Raw genomic sequence first — 16,873 nt, 5'->3', positions numbered from 1 at the left:
GCGCGGCGGGCGACTCTTGGCCGCCCGCGGGGGCATCGGCAGGATTTTCGTCATCCGGGGCATCGGAAGCAGCGGCGTCATCCGTCGAAGAATCCGACCATGTATTGGAGGAACCGGAGGACCAGGACGGGTCATAGTAGTAGCCAGAACCCGCCGTGCCCGTGCCGTAGCGGACCGGGACGGCGTCGGGGAAGTACTCGAAGTCCTGGTTCTCGAGCGAGGTGTCGAGGATGGACTTCCAAATCTGCGTCGCAGCGCCGGAGCCGTACATGATGCCGCCCCAGGCGTTGTAGATAGCAGACGTGTTGTCGGCGGTGCCGACCCACACGGCGGTAGCCAGCTGCGGGGTGGAACCAATCATCCACGTGTCGCGGTTCGCGCCAGTATCGCCCAGCTGCGAGGTACCGGTCTTCGCAGCGGACGGACGGCCGCCCGCCAGCGCGCCATTGGACCAAGCTGCGATGGGCTCCATGGCCTCGATGACGTTGCGGGCCACCTGCTTGGACACGCGACGCTCGCCAGTGTCCTCCGGGCGCTCATAGAGCACCTCGCCGGAGGAATCCGTCACGCGCTGCACGAAGTGAGTGTCGTGCCAGATGCCATCGTTGGTCAGGGTCGCGACGACGGTCGCCATGTCGATGGCGCGGGACGGGTACTGGCCCAGGATGATGCCGTCGTACGGACGCTGGCCTTCCTCGCTCAGCGTCTTATCGCCATTGGCGTAGGTCGGGGCGATGCCCAGGGCGTGGCCCATGTCCGCAGTGTCCTGCGACTTATTCGCAAGGTCCGCCTGGAGGCGCTGGAAGGACGTGTTGTAGGAGTTCTTCAGCGCTTCCTTGAGCGAACAGCTACCGCACGAGCCGCCCTCGTCGTTGTTCACAATGATGTTCGTGCCTTCAAGCTGGTACGGCGCGGAGGAGTAGTACGTGTCCGTGCTAATTCCCTGCTGGACAGCTGCGGCGAGCCCGATGATCTTGAAGATCGAGCCGGTCTGCATGGGAGCATTGGCGTAATCCCAGCCGTTGGCGTCGTGACCGCCGAAGTAGCCGCGCACAGCGCCCGTCTTCGGGTCGACGGTCACGGCTGCGGCGCGGGCATCCTCCTGGAGCGGGGCGAGGGCGGTATCGGCGGCATCGAGAGACGCGTTCTGGACGTTCATGTCGATGGTCGTCGTAATCTGCAGGCCACGGGTCTGCACGTCTTCCTCGGTGATGCCGATGGTGCCGAGCTCGGCGATGACCTGGTTCTTGATGTGGCCGTTGGCGCCGGTGGCCTCCGTGTACGCGGAGTACTCAGAGGGGTCGCGCGTCTGCGGGAACTGCATCCCGGCGCGCTCCGAGGCGTCGAGGACGCCCATCTCCACGAGTCCATCAAGCACGTAGTTCCAGCGGCCAGCGGAGGCCTCAGGGTCGACGGCCGGGTCGAGGGCAGACGGCGCCTGGATGACGCCGGCGAGCAGCGCGGACTCTTCCGTGGTGAGGTCCTCGACGTTCTTATTGAAGTAGGCGTTGGACGCCGCCTGGATACCGTAGGCGTTGCGACCGAAATAGACCGTGTTGAGGTACGCGTTGAGAATGGTCTCCTTGTCCCACTCGTTGGTCATCTTGACGGAGTAGATGAGCTCGCGAGCCTTGCGCACGTAGGACCGCTCGTTGCCCACGAGCGTGTTCTTCACGTACTGCTGGGTAATCGTCGAACCACCACCGGCGGTGGGGTTGCCGGTGAGCTGACCCACGACGGCGCGACCGAAGCCGGTGAAGGAAAAACCGGAGTTTGTCCAGAACTCGCGGTCCTCAGCGGCCAAGACCGCGTCCTGCATGTGTTGCGGAACCTGCTCGAGCTTGACCTGCGTGCGGTTGCCCTCCGGCGGGACGAGGCGGGCGAGCTGCGTCTGGCCGTCGTTCGCGTAGATGGTGGTAATCTGCTTATTCGCCAGTTCCTGGGGTTCAGGAACCTTGTACTGCGAGTACGCGAAAGCAAATAGTCCGAGCGGGATGAGGATCGCCGCGAGCAGGACGATCAGCACGATCCATGGCCAGCGGCGACGCTTCTTCTTCGTCGGCTGTGCGGCCTTGGCACGCGTCCTCGCAGCTGACGTGTTGTCGAGAGCGTGACGGCCCCGGGACTCGCCGGTGCTCTTCGGTTGTTCGGAATCGGTCACCTGTGCGCCTTTTCTTCAAGTGGTGGAGAGGTATCTCTTTAAACCTTAAAACTTAACACGCAATCCTGGGATTCCTAATAGACCGTGGCCGTTTCCAGCAGATGGTTCCAGTGACATGTAGGACACACTTCCACGGCATGGACGGTGAATTCCTCCCCGCGGGCGGCGAGCTCCGCGCCGATCTCCGCGACTTCGGCGGGCGGGCGGGCGNCCACGCCGTGATGGGTGGCGGCGGCGCGCAGCAAGAAGTCCGCGTCGCAGATCTCATCGCGCTGGAGCCTGCCGTCCCGAAAATCGCGCAGGTGCGCCGCCCGCTCCCACGCGTGGGAGACAGGGTGCTTGGTTCGAACTCCGGGAATCACGGCACCCAGCCTAACCCACGCCTCCCCGCACTGGGCTTCAACGATCCAGTCTCTCCAGGTCCCCACTTCTGGTAAATTCCCCGCTAGCTTGGCTCCCGGAAGCGCGATAGTCGCGCGGAAAGGAAATACATCAATGTCACAGAAGGTGCGCGTCGCCATTGCCGGCGTGGGCAACTGCGCCACGTCGCTCATCCAGGGCGTGAAGTTCTACCGCGACACCCCGGCGGAGCAGAAGATCCCGGGGCTCATGCACACCGTCTTCGGCGGCTACCACGTGGGCGACGTCGAATTCGTCGCTGCATTTGATGTGGACGCGGCCAAGGTGGGCCACGACCTCGCAGACGCCACCCGCACGGAGACGTCCTGCACGATCACCATCGCGGACATCCCGGAGTTGGGCGTGACCGTCCAGCGCGGCCCGACGCTCGACGGCCTGGGCACGCACTACCGCGAGGTCATCGAGGAGTCCGAGGCCGAGCCGGTGAACGTGGCGCAGGCGCTGCGCGACGCCCAGGTGGACGTCCTCGTGTCCTACCTGCCAGTGGGCTCGGAGGAGGCGGATAAGTTCTACGCTCAGGCCGCGCTCGACGCAGGCTGCGCCTTCGTCAACGCCCTCCCCGTCTTCATCGCCTCGGATCCGGAGTGGGCCCAGAAGTTTACGGACGCGGGCGTGCCCATCGTGGGCGACGACATCAAGAGCCAGGTGGGTGCCACGATTACCCACCGCGTCCTGGCCAAGCTCTTCGAGGACCGCGGCGTGCGCCTTGACCGCACCATGCAGCTCAACGTGGGCGGCAACATGGACTTCAAGAACATGCTCGACCGCACGCGCCTGGAGTCGAAGAAGGTCTCCAAGACTCAGGCGGTGACCTCCAACCTCCACGAGTCCCCGCTCGCGGGCAAGGTCCATGACCACAACGTCCACATCGGCCCCTCGGACTACGTGCCGTGGCTGGACGACCGCAAGTGGGCCTACGTGCGCCTCGAGGGCTCGGCCTTCGGCGAGGTTCCGCTCAACCTCGAGTACAAGCTGGAGGTCTGGGACTCCCCCAACTCCGCTGGCGTCATCATCGACGCTGTGCGCGCCGCGAAGATTGCACTCGACCGCGGCCTGGGCGGCCCCATCCTGCCTGTCTCCTCCTACCTGATGAAGTCCCCGCCGGTGCAGCTGGGTGACGAGGAGGCCCGCGCACAGCTCGAGGCCTTTATTCGCGGGGAGTAGCCAGAATGCGACGGCTTCGATATATTTAGTTTCTATGAATGAACAAGATGCGGAGTCTCCCTCGAGCTTCGAGGTCGCGCTCGAGGTGAGTACGGAGCTGCAGCCGGCGCTTAACAAGCTCATGGTCATCTTCCAGCGCACGACGGAGGGCTCGCGGCTTACCACCTCGCAGGTTTCCATCATGAACCAGCTCAAGCGCCGCGGCCCGTCCCGGGTGTCCGCCATCGCGGAAGCCGAACTCATTCGCATGCCCACCGCTTCGAATGCCCTGTATCAGCTGGAGTCGCGCGGCTTCGTCGAGCGCATGCGGGATGAAAAGGATCGCCGCGGCGTCCTCGTCGCACTCACGGAATTGGGCGAGGCCGAACTCAACACCGTCTCCCGCCAACGTGCGGAAGCACTCGCGGAAATTCTTCGCTGGCTCGAGCCCGAGGATCTGGAGACGGCGAACGAGTTCACGGGTCTTATCAGCCGCCTGGCTACCGTTTATCAGCCGCCGCGATTTTCCCAAAACGGATAGGGGCCGCTAATAATAGAGGAAAGCACGCTCCTCATTGATTCGGTGACTATGGCTAAAAATTCCGCGGCATTCCCACCCGCTCTGGCAGACCCTTCGGTTCCCCTGCGTCTTCTCGTCTTGTGGAACCCGGCCACGCCTGGCGCGGAGCAGTCCACCGGCGCCATCGACGTCGCCGCGTGGCTCGGCCGCAGCACCCGCGTACGCGTGCGCGTCGCCTCCACCTTCGTGCAACCCTGGGCGTCGGCCCCACTCGCCAAGCTGGGCGGCAAGTATAAAAAGTGGCTCAAGGCAGAATCGTCCGCCTACGCAGATGCCGTACGCAAGCGGCTCGCAGACTCCACACTGGAGAAGAAGCACTGGGACAAAGAGCCCTCCGCCCTCCTCGTCGGCCCCAGCCAGCCACGTTTGCTTACCGATGCCGCCGCGGACTTCAAGGCGGACATTATCCTGCTCGGCCCCCATCAGGCCGCGCCCAAGCACCGCCTCCTCGCGGGGTCTACCGCAGATAGCCTCTTGCACTACTCCCCCGTCGCCGTAGGGCTTACTCCCGCTGACGCCAAGCTCGCCAAGGGCGGCGTGAAGCGCATCAACTTTGCGTTCAGCGAAGACCACCACGAGGGACAAGACCGCGCCCTGCGCCAGGCAGCCTCGCTCGCCGCACGCCTCGACGTCCCGCTGCGTCTCGTCGCGTTCTCACCCACCGGGCTCATCCACCCGCCGCTCAATGCGCAAGTCGACGTCACGAAGAAGCTCGCCACGGAGTGGCACGAGCACACGCTCTCCCTTCTCGATCGCGCGACGGATCTCGTCCAGGACGAGTTCCCGCAGCTCGAGGTCTCCTCCGTACTCGGCTCCGGCGCGGGCTGGCAAGGCGCCGTGGACGCGGTGAAGTGGAAGAAATCTGACCTCATGGTTTTCGGTTCCAACCCCATCTCGCCCTTTGCCCGCGTCTTCTTGGGCTCGCACGCCACGGAGCTCCTCCCCCACCTCATGGTCCCCGTCATCGTCATTCCGGCTGAGGTTTAGACTTCAACTATGACCAGGCCTGAGCATCCGGAAAACGACCTCGACTCGCTCCTTGATTCCATGAACAAGCAGCCGCCCGAGCCACATACGTTCGACGAGCTTGCCGATGCCCCCGATCCCCTCAAGCTCGCCCGCGCCTCCCGCCGCTCCACGCGGCAGGCCATCATCTTCCCGCTCCTCATCGTCGCTGTCTCGCTGCTCATCGGCCTCGGCTCGCTACCGATTATCCGCTCCTTCGGCGGGCCGCTCTGCGCAACCGGCGAGGCAGACTGGCTGTGCACCGACACCGCCCGCTGGCTCTGGATGCCGCTGGCCATGCTCACCCCCACCCTCGGCATGGTGGGCTCCGGCGTCATCATGATGCGCAAGCTCAACGGCTACGTCCGCTGGTTCGTCTGGATGGGCACCTTCTGGTTCTGCGCCCTGCACTTCATGCTCTGGGGCATCGACGTCCTCCAGGTGTTCCTCAACGCCCAGAACCTCTAAGCTCCCCAGTTCCTTGCGCAAGGAACGGACTTAGGACGCGAGCTGGGCTGCGACCTCCGCGCAGTCCGGACGGCCGCAGTGCTGCGTCTCGACATGCGAGGCGCAGTCATCGCAGATGAGCACCTGGCGGCGGCAAGTGTCCTCGTTGATGCAGTTGTGGAAGGTATTGGTCGCCGAACCGCAGTGGATGCAGTAACCGAGCTGGATAAAGCCGGGGTCTTCGAGGCCCTGGCCAAACTCGTGGTGCATGCGGCCGTCGAAGACGTAGAGCGAGCCCTCCCACAGCCCGTCATTGCCGAACTTCTCGCCGTAGCGGACGATACCGCCGTCGATTTGGTAGACCTCTTTGAAGCCGCGGTTCTTCATGAGCGAGGAAAGAATCTCGCAGCGAATGCCACCTGTGCAGTAGGACACGACCGGCTTGTCCTTCATCCAGTCGTACTTGCCGGACTCGAGTTCCTCGATAAAGTCGTGCGTCGTGGTGACATCCGGGACGACGGCGCCTTTGAACTTGCCGATCTCGGCTTCCATTGCGTTGCGGCCATCGAAGAAGACGACCTCGTCGCCGCGCTCTTCCACCAGCTTGTTGACTTCTTCCGGCTTGAGGTGGACGCCGCCGCCGATGACGCCGTTCTCGTCGACCTTAAGCTCGCCCGGCGCGCCGAAGGCCACGATCTCGTCGCGGACCTTGACGGACAAGCGCGGGAAGTCGTCTGCGCCGCCCTCGGACCACTTGAACTCCATGTTTTTGAAGCCCGGGTACTCCTTGGTCACGCGCACGTAGCGCTTACACGCCTCCATGTCGCCGCCCACGGTGCCGTTGATGCCATGCTCGGAGATGAGGATGCGCCCCTTGAGTCCCAGGGACTCGCACAGGGTGCGCTGCCACAACATGACGGCCGTGGGATCCGCGATGGGAGTAAAGGCGTAGTAGAGGAGAATTTTGCTGATGCTCACGCCTGCAATTCTAAGCGTGAGCACAGCAGATTCCAGAATTTAGCGCTTCTGGTAGAGCGCGGACTTACGCGCGAAGACCGGGTCCGAGGTGACGAGCACGCCGAGGTTGCGGAAGATGCCCTCGTCAACGGAACCCAGGATGGTCGTCGTGTGGACGTCACAGCCCTCGAGGTTCTTGAGCTGCTCGAGTGCCAGGCGCGCGTGCTCGTCCTTGGCGGCCGACACAGACAGGGCGATGAGCACCTCGTCCGTGTGCAGGCGCGGGTTGCGTGAGCCCAGGTGCTTCGTCTTCAGCGTCTGAATCGGCTCGATGGACTCCGGCGAGAGCAGGTGGATGTCATCATCGATGCCTGCAAGGTGCTTAAGCGCGTTAAGCAGCATGGACGAGGAACAGCCGAGCAGTTCGCTCGTGCGGCCGGTGATGATGGTGGCATCGGCAAGCTCGATGGTGGCAGCGGGCTCGCCGGTCTCCTCGGCCTTGGCGCGGGCCGGGGCCACGACGGGACGGTCGGTGGCCTTGATGCCAGCCTTCGCCATGACGACGGCGGCGCGATCCGACATCGTGGTGTCGAGGCCCAGGCGGGCTTCCTCGACGAGCGCCTTGAAGTAGCGGCGGATGATCTCCTGCTGCGAGGCGGCGCGGCAGACCTCGTCGTCCGTGATACAGAAGCCGGCCATATTGACGCCCATGTCCGTGGGCGACTGGTAGGGCGTGCCGCCGGTGAGCTTCTCCAGCATGGTCTTGAGCAGCGGGAAGGCCTCGACGTCGCGGTTGTAATTGACCGTGGACTCGCCATGGGCAGTGAGGTGGAAGTGGTCGATGATATTCGCGTCGTTGAGATCGACCGTTGCGGCCTCGTACGCGAGGTTGACGGGGTGCTCGAGCGGCAGGTTCCAGATGGGGAAGGTCTCAAACTTCGCGTAACCGGCCTTCACGCCGCCCCGGATCTCGTGATAGACCTGGCTCATCGCGGTAGCAAGCTTGCCGGAGCCGGGGCCCGGGGCGGTGACAACGACAAGATCGCGAGTGGTAGGCGCGAACTCGTTGCGGCCGAACCCCTCGTCCGAGACGACGAGGTCGAAGTCCGCCGGGTAGCCCGGGATGACGCGGTGGCGCGAGACCGTAAGCCCCAAGCGCTCGAGGCGATCGATGAACGCCTCCGCCATCTTGTTGCCGTCTTCGAGCTGCGTCATGACGACGTTCTGGACAAGGAAGCCGCGGCCGCGGAAGACGTCGATGAGGCGCAGAACGTCGTCCTCGTACAGGATGCCCAGATCCGCACGGACCTTCTGGCGCTGGATGTCCTTGGCGTTGATGCACACGAGGATTTCGACGTCGTCCTTGATGCGCTCCAACATCGCAATCTTGTTGTCCGGGGTGAAACCGGGCAGGACGCGGGAAGCGTGCATATCGTCGAAGAGTTTGCCACCCATCTCTAGGTAGAGCTTGCCGCCAATCTGTTCGCGGCGGGCGTTGATGTGTTCGGACTGGAGCTCGATGTATTTCTCGCGGTCAAAGCCGATAGCGTGCGTCATGTAGTGGTGCCTTCCGGGGCGCTCGAGGGGTCCATCAAACACCGCGTTGCCGCGGGTCTGGGACGTCTAACATTCCGCACGAAAAGCTTACACCCGTCCGCGTTTTCTTTTTGAAAGCCCAGTTCAACCGCATGATTTCGCCGCCAGACAAGAAAGGAGGAAGCGCCTCGGCGCTGCCAAAAAGTGTAGGGGTGGCAACGAGGGCGCTTCCTCTGGTTCTCTTACAGTGGTGAAGTTTAAAGCCATTCCCAGGCTGTCACTCAGGTGACTAATCATGATTATGCACGAGAAAAGCGAAATCTCCTCAGTATTTTGTTGACATGTCGCCATCTCATGTAAACGATAGAAACATACTCTGCGCGTGAACTGCGTTAACGGCGTCAACTTATGAACGAAACACCATATTATGAATTACATCACACCGCGTCGCGGGCGGCTTGTTGCCCGTATTTTTCACTCGCTTTGCTTTGGCCAAGAGATGGGAGCGCATGGTGATACCAGGAAAGTACGGTAGGCAAGTCTTGCTTTCCATCCCGTGACTACGATAAACATCATGCCCGAAGGTCACCTCATTCATCATCTCGCGAACCGCCTCAACGCAGAGCTGCGCACCGGCCCGCTGAGCGTCACGAGCCCGCAAGGACGCTTCGCCGCTGAGGCCGCACTTCTCGACGGCACGACCATCGACTTCGCAGAGGCCCGTGGCAAGCACCTCTTCATTCACTTCGACGCCCCCTCGCCGGAGCACACCGTCCATATCCACTTAGGCCTCATCGGCAAGCTCTACTTCGAAGCCCCCGAGGATGACTGGGGACACATCCGCCTGCATATCAGCAATGAGACGTTGGCCACGAACCTGCGCGGTCCGCAATGGTGCCGACTCATCACCGACGCTGAATACGACGCCGCGCTGAAGAAGATCGGCCAAGATCCCGTGCGCGAGGACGCCGACCCAGAGTTTCTCTGGACCAAGGTGCACCGCTCCGCACGTTCCGTAGGCTCGTTGCTCATGGACCAACACCTCTTTGCCGGGGTGGGCAATATCTACCGTGCGGAGGTCCTCTTCCGCCAGGGCATCTCACCGTTCACGCCGGGCAAGGAGCTCACGCGCGCAGAATTCGACGCCCTGTGGGACGACCTCGTGACACTCATGCGGATTGGCGTGCGCGACGCCCGTATCGACACGGTCCGTCCCGAGCACACGCCGGAGGCCATGGGCCGCCCGCCGCGCAAGGACGACCACGGCGGCGAAGTCTACGTCTACCGCCGCGAAGGCATGGCCTGCTACGTGTGCGGCTCCCCCATCCACGAACAGACCATGGAGGGGCGCAACCTTTTCTGGTGCCCCACGTGCCAGCCAAGGCAATCAGCGTAAACGACTCCACGCACGTTTGTCCGCGCCTAGCTGTTAAAAGTCGGGCCAGGCGAGGTAGGTGCTAGTCGACATGACTCCAGTCTCTCATCTTTTGGGAATAATGGGTCCCGTGTGTGGCCGTGATGTCCTTTTCAGCACGCCCGAATAGCTCGGGGCGCCATGCGACGCCGCACCGGGCAGCAGCGGGTCGCGGTGGCCGGGGAGGCGCCGCAGGAGAATTACAACATCGCGCCCACTCATACGATGCCGGTGCTGCGGCCGTTTCGTGGGGTTCCGACCCTCGGGCCGGCGGTGTGGGGCTAACCGCCGAAGACTGTCTTCAAAGCCCACGGTGAGACGGCTTTCGACAAGCCAACCTTCGCAGGGTCGGAGCCGTGTGTGTTCATCACGGAAGGTTGGTACGAGTGGACGGCCGATGATGACCCCGCGCCGGGGACCAGCGGAAGCAGCCCTGGTTCACGTACGCCGGTGGAGGCCGATTTTTATTGCTGGGCTGTGTAAGGCGGTAAATGGGGTGGTGTACGCGACGATGGTGACCACGGCGGCCGCCCCGGAAATGAAGTGGTTGCATCACCGGATGCCGCGGGTGCTGGTGTCGGGAGAAAGGGTTGGGGAGGCCGTGGTGCGGGGAGCGCTGATGGTTCGAGCCACGCGGTCGATGAGATGTGCCGCTGGCTTGAGGGTAATGAAGTGACTTTGCGGGAGATGGCAGTAGGGCCGCCCGGGCACAGGTTGGGTGGCCTGGTGAGCGAGAAGGCGGATAAGGTGGGCGGCAACGTGGCTAACAACGGTCCGCATTTGATGGGGCGGTAGTCCGATGCACTGGGGTTGAGGGTGGGGCGAAGCCGGGGTTCGTATGCCCGGAAGCCGCGGCGGGGAGCTGCGGAATAGTGCGTTTCTTGTGGGGTGGGAATGCGGAAGCGGCGGGGCGCGGGGTGGTCCCCGCGGCTCCCGCCGCTTCTATGTTGGGTCAGTGTTGAGGTCGGGTGGCCTCAGCGCTGGCCCTGGGTGCGCTGTTTAGTCCTGGCGCTTGCGCAGAGTCATCAATGCCGTTCCGACGAGGATCAGCAGTGCTGCGATCCCTACCGGAATAGCGACGTTTGCGCCGGTGCGTGCCAGTGCGGACTGGCTGCTGGACTCCGCCTGCTCCGGCTGGCTGCCCTGTTGGCCGGAGCCGCCGGAGCTGCCACCCGAGTTGCCCGGAGCGGCTGGCTGCTCGCTCGGCTTCTCGGACTCGCCTGGCTTACCCGGCTCACCCGGCTTGCCCGGCTCACCTGGCTTGCCCGGCTTGCCCGGCTCACCTGGCTTGCCCGGCTTGCCCGGCTCACCTGGCTTACCCGGCTTACCCGGCTCACCCGGCTTACCCGGCTTACCTGGCTCGCTCGGCTTCTCACTCGGGGTAGACGGCTCACTCGGCTTCTCACTCGGAGTAGACGGCTCGCTCGGCTTCTCACTCGGAGTGGACGGCTCGCTCGGCTTCTCACCCGGAGTAGACGGCTCACTCGGCTTCTCACCCGGAGTAGACGGCTCACTCGGCTTCTCACCCGGCGTGGACGGCTCGCTTGGGTCCGTCGGCTTGTCGCAGTTGCACTTGGTGCCCACACGGATCTTACGATCCTGCTTTCCCTGCGTGATGGTCTCGGAGGTTTCCGGATCGCCGACCGGTACGCCGTTCTCCAGCTTCCAGGTCTTGGTGATCTCCTTCGAGCCCTTCTTCCCCGCTTGATCCTCGACGACCTCGCCCGCTTCGAGGTTCGGGTCGTATTCAATCAGCGTGTCGTACGGAATTTCTTCCGTGTGCGTATCCGTCAACTCAGTCTTGCTTTCGGCAGGACCGACCTCGATGATTCGTGGCGACGGCGTGCTGATCTCGGACGTGGACTCGTCCTTCTTGACCTCGCCGTTGTTAACGGTCACCGTGACGGTGTGCTCGATCTCGCCCGGGGTGCCCTCCTGGATGACCTTTTGCTCGCCCGGCTGCAAATTCGGGTTGACGCGGATCTCGGTCTCAAATGGGGTCTTCTCAGTCCACTTGACCTCGGTAGAGGCAGGGTCGACCTTGGTGCCCACGCGGATGACTGCGTTGGTCGGCTCCTTGGTGCGCTCAGTAGTCACGGACGGCTCGCCGGACGGCTTGCCATCCACGATCTTCTGGGTGGAGGTGACAACCTCGGTACCCAACTCGCCCTGCTGGTCGACGACCTGCTCGCCGGCCTTCAGGTTCGGGTCGAAGACGATCTTCGTCTCGAACGGAACCGGCTTCTCAATCTTGGTGATGACCTCAGAATCCTCGGCGCCCGGGCCGTACTCGATGATCTCGTTGACCGGGTCCTTGGTCTGCTTCTCCTCAGGGGTCACAGTTGCCTGGTCGCCCTTAGCGGTGAAGTCCGCGGTGTAGGTCTTCTCGCCAGGCTCGCCCTTCTGGACGACCTTGATCTCACCCGGCTTGAGCTCCGGGTTCGGACGGGTTTCAACTTCAAACGGCACCTGGGCAGTCCAGGTGACCTTCTTGGAGACCTCGGATGGCTTGGTGCCGACCTTGATCACCTGATCCACCGGCTCCTCGGTGATTTCCTCAGTGATCTGCGGGTCGCCCGGCTTGGAGTTGATGATGTCACGCTTGATCGTCACCTTCTTCTTGCCTGGCTTACCCTCGGTGACAGTCTCAGACGTGCCAGCCGGCATGTTCGGATCAAACTCGACCTTCACACCGAACGGGATTTCAGATTCCACGGTCTCGGTGGTCTCACCGGTGGTCTTCGTGCCAACACGGATAACCTGCTTGACCGGCTCCTTGGTGCGCTCATTGGTCACCTTAGGATCGCCGGACGGCTTGCCGTCCACAATCTTCTGCGTCGAAGTTTCGACCTCGGTTCCGAGCTGCCCTTCCTGATCGACGACCTGAGTACCCTTTTCCAGGGTGTTGTCGAAGACAATTTCAGTCTCAAACGGAATTGGCTTCTCGGTCTTGGTCACTAGTTCCGATGGCTCCACGCCGGGACCATACTCAACAATGCGAGTAACAGGTTCCTTCGTGGTCTTCTCCTCGGCTACCTCAGCCTTGTCACCCTTGGCGGTGAACTTAGCGGTGTAGGTCTTCTCGCCGTTTTCGCCCTCCTGGACGACCCTGGTTTCACCAGGTGCCAGGTCCGGGTTCTCGCGAACCTCGGTCGGGTACGGGATCGGAACCTTCCAGGTCACGTCCTTGGCGCTCTCCGCAGGCTTAGTGCCAACGACAACGACCTCGTTGACCGGCGCCTTAGTCCGCTCCCAGGTACCGTCCTTGTGCATCTTCTCGGAGCCCGGCTCGCCCTCGGTCTCGACCTTGTAGGTCCCTGCAGGGATGGTGTTGTCATATTTGTACTCGACCTTGAATGGCACCTCACGCGTCGGAACGTCGACAACGTTGACCACAGCGTATGCGGTGTCCTCAGACCCGTCCTCGTAGGTCACGGTGACCGGAATTTTGACTTGGTCACCCGGCTTCGCATCCGCCGGTGCGGTTGCAGTGATCTCACCATTGTCGTCAATGGTGGCCGTCCAACCCGCCGGGAGTGTACCCAGCTTGTAAGGGTTTTCCTTAGCGACGCTGACATTGTCCGGCTTGTCGAGGTTCAACGGCAGCTTTGCGGTTTCACCCGGGTACACGGTCTCAACCGGGTAAGACGGCTCCGCCTCCCAATTGTTGGTCAGTTTCACGACGGTGGTGACGGGCACCTTCGGGGTCGAGCCGTCCGGAGCTGTAACAGTGACGGTGACGGTGCTCTGGTCACCCGGCTTAGCGTGTGCCGGCGGGGTGGAAGTGACTACACCGGTGTTCGGGTCGACCTTGTAATTCCAGCCGTCAACCTCCTGCTCGGTGATTGGCTCGTCATTGTCGTCAACGCCGAAGGAGAACTTCGACCCCTTCGGAGCGTCCTGGACCTGGTGATCCACAGCTTTGTTCGGGCCGGTGACCTTGACGTCGTAGGTCGGAGCAATATCGCTCTTGAGCACAACGACGGTGCCCTTGACCTGCTGCGGCTTGTCGGCGTTGTCGTAGTATGCGAGCACCGGAACGTTCAAGATGTAGCCCTCGGGTGCTGTCCGCGGGATCGCAGTGGTGATCTCGCCAGTGGTCTCGTCGATCTTGACGGTCCACGTACCGCTATCGTCAGTGTAGGTGAACTCCGTCTTGCCGTCCTCGAAGGTGTAGCGCTTCGGGGCTTCATCGGTCGTGTTGCCACTCAGGCCACGCTCGGGAAGCGTCGGCGTCAGGGTGACCTTGTGTCCGGGTCTATCAGTCACCGTGTCGTAATCGGGGATCTTGATGTCCACGATCGCCTGGAACTGGACCTCAATCTCATCCGTGGTCTGGTCCGGGTAAGTAGCCTTCACCTTCGGAGTAATGATGGTGCCCGGTGCGACGGTATCGTCTGCCTTCGCGGTGACCTTGCCGGTCTCATCGACGGTGACGGTCCAGCCTTCAGGCACAGTGGACGGGTCGACCTCGAACTTGGCTGGGTGAACTGGCTTGTGGCCCTTCATGATGGACTTGGTGCCCACCTGGGCGGTCAAATCTTGGCCAATCTTGCCCTTCGTGAGGCCGGGGCGCACCAGGTCAGTGACCTGGGTGTTGTTCGGGTCGACCACGACGAGCAACTCGAGCTCATCAGTGGAACCGTTGGAGTACTCAACAATAACCTTCGGGCGCGCGAAAGTGCCCGGCTTCGGGTTTTCTGGGGCAGTGACGGTGACGTTGTAGTCCTCGTCCATCTCGACGGTCCAGCCCTCGTAGACGTACTTCTCGTCGAGCGTGACTTTGGCCTCGAAACCGCCGTCGCCCTTCTTCTTCGCTAGGTCCTTAATCAGGTCTGGGACCTGGGTGAAAGTGACCTTCTGCGGCTCGGTAGCCACTGGGCCGGTTGCGCTATCGACACCCGAGATGATCGAGGCATCCGTCTTGTCGTACTGCGGGTTGTGATACTCGGTGTCATCCAGAGAGAACGCTTTGGAGTCGATGACGTTCGCCTTGTTATAGCGAGTCAGCGAGTTAGAGCTGTCGAAGACTTGGGTATTGCCGAATTCATTGTTGTTTTCACCAGCAGCCTGGAGCTGATCCACGGTACGTGGCTTCGCCAGAACGGAGAAGTTCACGTTCTTGTCGGTCGCCTGGTCCGTACCACGGTACTCAGGCCAGGTGAAATAGATATCGCCGTTGTCATCAATACGCAACATCTGTGTGCCGCCCGAAGCAGCTACGTCAGAGGTGCCGATGAACTTGCCGTTGCCGTCGTAGGCCTCCACGACCATGCGGGACATCGAGTCGTCCGTACCACCGTTCTGCACAGCGGGAACGTTGATCTTACCGACCTTGGTTTCCTCACCAGGGACGATCACATGCTTCTCGAAAGTCTCCCACGACACCGTGATCGGGTTACATTCGATGTTCTCGCTCGGCCACGGGTTGATAACAGCACTGAATTGCGCGCTGCCTCCCTTGGTAACCTGCGGGCCGGAAGTTTGGTCTTTCGTGTAGTTGCCCTGCCAGGCGTAACGTACAGGGTTATCGGCAGTGGCCGAAGCGAACTGCTTGACCTTCTCATCGGTCAGCTCTGCTTCGAGGTTCACGTTTCGTTGCGGACCAGAAGCAGTAATCTTGATGTTCTCGTCGGCCTTATGGGTGACGTTCTCGCCGAGGAAGGTTTGACCGACTTCCATGGATAGCACCTCACCGCGATTCAGGGGCATGCGGCCAGAATTAGTAAAGCCCCAATCCGCGAACGTGCGATCCTTCGAGTTATCAAAGGAAATACTCAAACCCCACCGGGTCTTGTCAGGACTGTCCGCACCTGGCTCCGAGGTCTTCCAGGTAAAACCAGCCTGGCTGTGGTCAGGGGTGTCCGACTCTTCAACAACACACGAACCGGCTGGCAGGTCGGACGCTTTCTGGGCGTCCTTCTCAACTGCGCCGGACTTGTCCCGGATGCCGCCGCTCAGTGTGGCAGCGGTGGCCTCGGGGGCGAGGTCGCTGTGAGGGAAGAGGCTGAGCGACCCCAGCGCGAGAGTGATGACGGACAGGGCGGCAACGCCAGTGCGGGGGCGCCGTCGTGAAACCCTGTTCTGAGAGGAGTTCATTCCTCGGTCCTTCCGTAAAATTGTTATATTCCGCTACATCCGCTGCTTGGAAACGTGCGGTCGGGGCTGTCTAAGACCGAATTCGCATCCTTAGCGGGCACTCGCTTGAGGTGCAAAATCTCCTTAGAATGCCGAAAATATTATACCACTCTCAGGGTGGATAAACAATGGGAATTGTGCGCTAAAAGCCATAAAAGTTCAGCGTATGCCGTGCTCTACGACGCAAGAAGGGGGGCGGCCCCTGAGGTGCGGGCTTAGAAATCCTTTGAGGGGGTGTTAAGGGTTGGACCGTAGCGGAGCGCTACTCGCGCGGGGAATAGAATGGTTCCACACCACGTTGACGCTCTTGGCCCAGCAGAAGGGAACGCTGTCACGATCGCACTCGGCGAAGCAATTGGGAGGAACATACTTCGCAGCCTTTCCCCGACGAAAGCTAATAGGTTGTGGAAGTTCTCTTAAAGTATCGGTGGATGCGTCCATTTCACTCGCATAGCTAGCCGCCGACGTCGCAACCCGTGTGAACTGTAGAAGCTCGGTGAAATTTGCGCGGCCGCAAGCTGTACGTTTGGATACTCCATCGCCTTTGAATGCCCCCAAAAGTACGGGACGTTGTCAACAATCGGGCGCATACGCTGCCCCTTCGCCATTGTTATGGAATCGAAATCATCTCGCGTATACAGCTCGTCCCTCTACCTTTAAGCTGTTGGAAGACAGGCGCGCACCATCTCAGTCGACGCGCCGGAGCGCATGGAAGTCGAGAGCCATGCAGCCCGCGCGTCGGCCGAGATGGGTGCGTCTTTTTGTATGCCTTCCGCTATGACGGTCAAAAGGCATACTTGATGAATTTTTGAGCTGCCAGCTGGGAAAATCCGGGCTATTCTGGGGCACATGGAGTCGTACTACTCAGTCCCCACTGTCCGTGCGGCCGAAAAGGCATTGCTCGCCGCCACCGCGCCCGAGCAACTCATGCGCCTGGCCGCGCATGCTGTCGCCCGCGCAGCCGTCCAGATGGTGAGCCCCGGCGCGCCCATCCTCATCGTCGCCGGCCCCGGCGGCAACGGCGGGGGCGGCCCGTACGCCGTCTCTTTTTCACAACTAGAAGGGTGTAAAA

General features: G+C 62.0%; 12 protein-coding genes. 7 read left to right on the top strand and 5 right to left on the bottom strand.

The features are described from left to right. Both BN9444_RS04105 and BN9444_RS15030 read right to left on the bottom strand, forming a co-directional pair. On the bottom strand, window positions 1-2,161 hold a 2,161-nt coding region (locus tag BN9444_RS04105; protein ID WP_084759238.1), incomplete at its 3' end, for a transglycosylase domain-containing protein. A 74-nt stretch (window positions 2,162-2,235) separates the two neighbouring features. Next, window positions 2,236-2,520 carry a DUF5318 family protein gene (locus BN9444_RS15030; RefSeq protein WP_077210032.1) on the bottom strand — a complete coding sequence of 95 codons (285 nt, stop codon included), beginning with the start codon at window positions 2,518-2,520 and terminating at the stop codon, window positions 2,236-2,238. Between the two features lie 136 nt (window positions 2,521-2,656). Between BN9444_RS15030 and BN9444_RS04095 the strand changes: the two genes are divergently transcribed. The 4 genes from BN9444_RS04095 to BN9444_RS04080 are packed head-to-tail and all read left to right on the top strand — an operon-like array spanning window position 2,657 to window position 5,777. After that, on the top strand, window positions 2,657-3,745 hold the full coding sequence (locus BN9444_RS04095; protein WP_066511251.1) for an inositol-3-phosphate synthase: 1,089 nt from the start codon (window positions 2,657-2,659) through the stop codon (window positions 3,743-3,745). Between the two features lie 34 nt (window positions 3,746-3,779). Then, window positions 3,780-4,265: a MarR family winged helix-turn-helix transcriptional regulator gene (locus BN9444_RS04090; RefSeq protein WP_066492580.1), complete on the top strand. Its 486-nt coding sequence runs from the start codon at window positions 3,780-3,782 to the stop codon at window positions 4,263-4,265. A 48-nt stretch (window positions 4,266-4,313) separates the two neighbouring features. Continuing rightward, window positions 4,314-5,291, top strand: a complete 978-nt coding sequence (locus BN9444_RS04085) for a universal stress protein (RefSeq protein WP_066492582.1) — start codon at window positions 4,314-4,316, stop codon at window positions 5,289-5,291. Between the two features lie 9 nt (window positions 5,292-5,300). Then, entirely contained in the window at window positions 5,301-5,777 is a 477-nt protein-coding gene (locus BN9444_RS04080; protein ID WP_066492586.1) for a hypothetical protein, read from the top strand. A 30-nt stretch (window positions 5,778-5,807) separates the two neighbouring features. On the opposite strand, the gene trhO is transcribed toward BN9444_RS04080, so the two are convergent. Both trhO and BN9444_RS04070 read right to left on the bottom strand, forming a co-directional pair. After that, window positions 5,808-6,734, bottom strand: coding sequence for an oxygen-dependent tRNA uridine(34) hydroxylase TrhO (gene trhO, locus BN9444_RS04075; protein ID WP_068801450.1), 927 nt, complete (start codon window positions 6,732-6,734; stop codon window positions 5,808-5,810). 39 nt (window positions 6,735-6,773) lie between these two features. After that, window positions 6,774-8,270: a DUF1846 domain-containing protein gene (locus BN9444_RS04070; protein ID WP_066492588.1), complete on the bottom strand. Its 1,497-nt coding sequence runs from the start codon at window positions 8,268-8,270 to the stop codon at window positions 6,774-6,776. A gap of 553 nt (window positions 8,271-8,823) precedes the next feature. Here BN9444_RS04070 and BN9444_RS04065 point away from each other — a divergent pair. Both BN9444_RS04065 and BN9444_RS15025 read left to right on the top strand, forming a co-directional pair. Further along, window positions 8,824-9,645 carry an Fpg/Nei family DNA glycosylase gene (locus BN9444_RS04065; RefSeq protein ID WP_066492592.1) on the top strand — a complete coding sequence of 274 codons (822 nt, stop codon included), beginning with the start codon at window positions 8,824-8,826 and terminating at the stop codon, window positions 9,643-9,645. Between the two features lie 415 nt (window positions 9,646-10,060). Further along, the gene (locus BN9444_RS15025; RefSeq protein ID WP_309473682.1) at window positions 10,061-10,339 is read left to right on the top strand and encodes an SOS response-associated peptidase family protein; all 279 of its coding nucleotides are present in this window, start codon (window positions 10,061-10,063) and stop codon (window positions 10,337-10,339) included. Between the two features lie 323 nt (window positions 10,340-10,662). On the opposite strand, the gene BN9444_RS04055 is transcribed toward BN9444_RS15025, so the two are convergent. Further along, window positions 10,663-15,762 (bottom strand): G5 domain-containing protein, encoded by a 5,100-nt coding sequence (locus BN9444_RS04055; RefSeq protein WP_068801449.1) that lies wholly within the window; start codon window positions 15,760-15,762, stop codon window positions 10,663-10,665. 888 nt (window positions 15,763-16,650) lie between these two features. On the opposite strand from BN9444_RS04055, the gene BN9444_RS04050 reads away from it, so the two are divergent. Continuing rightward, the coding region (locus BN9444_RS04050) for an NAD(P)H-hydrate epimerase (RefSeq protein ID WP_276526027.1) at window positions 16,651-16,873 on the top strand (223 nt) is incomplete at its 3' end.

Source organism: Corynebacterium phoceense (genome assembly GCF_900092335.1).
GTDB classification, from domain to species: Bacteria; Actinomycetota; Actinomycetes; order Mycobacteriales; family Mycobacteriaceae; genus Corynebacterium; species Corynebacterium phoceense.
Note: the sequence above shows the minus strand (reverse complement) of the source record. Positions and strands in the feature narration are given on the sequence as shown.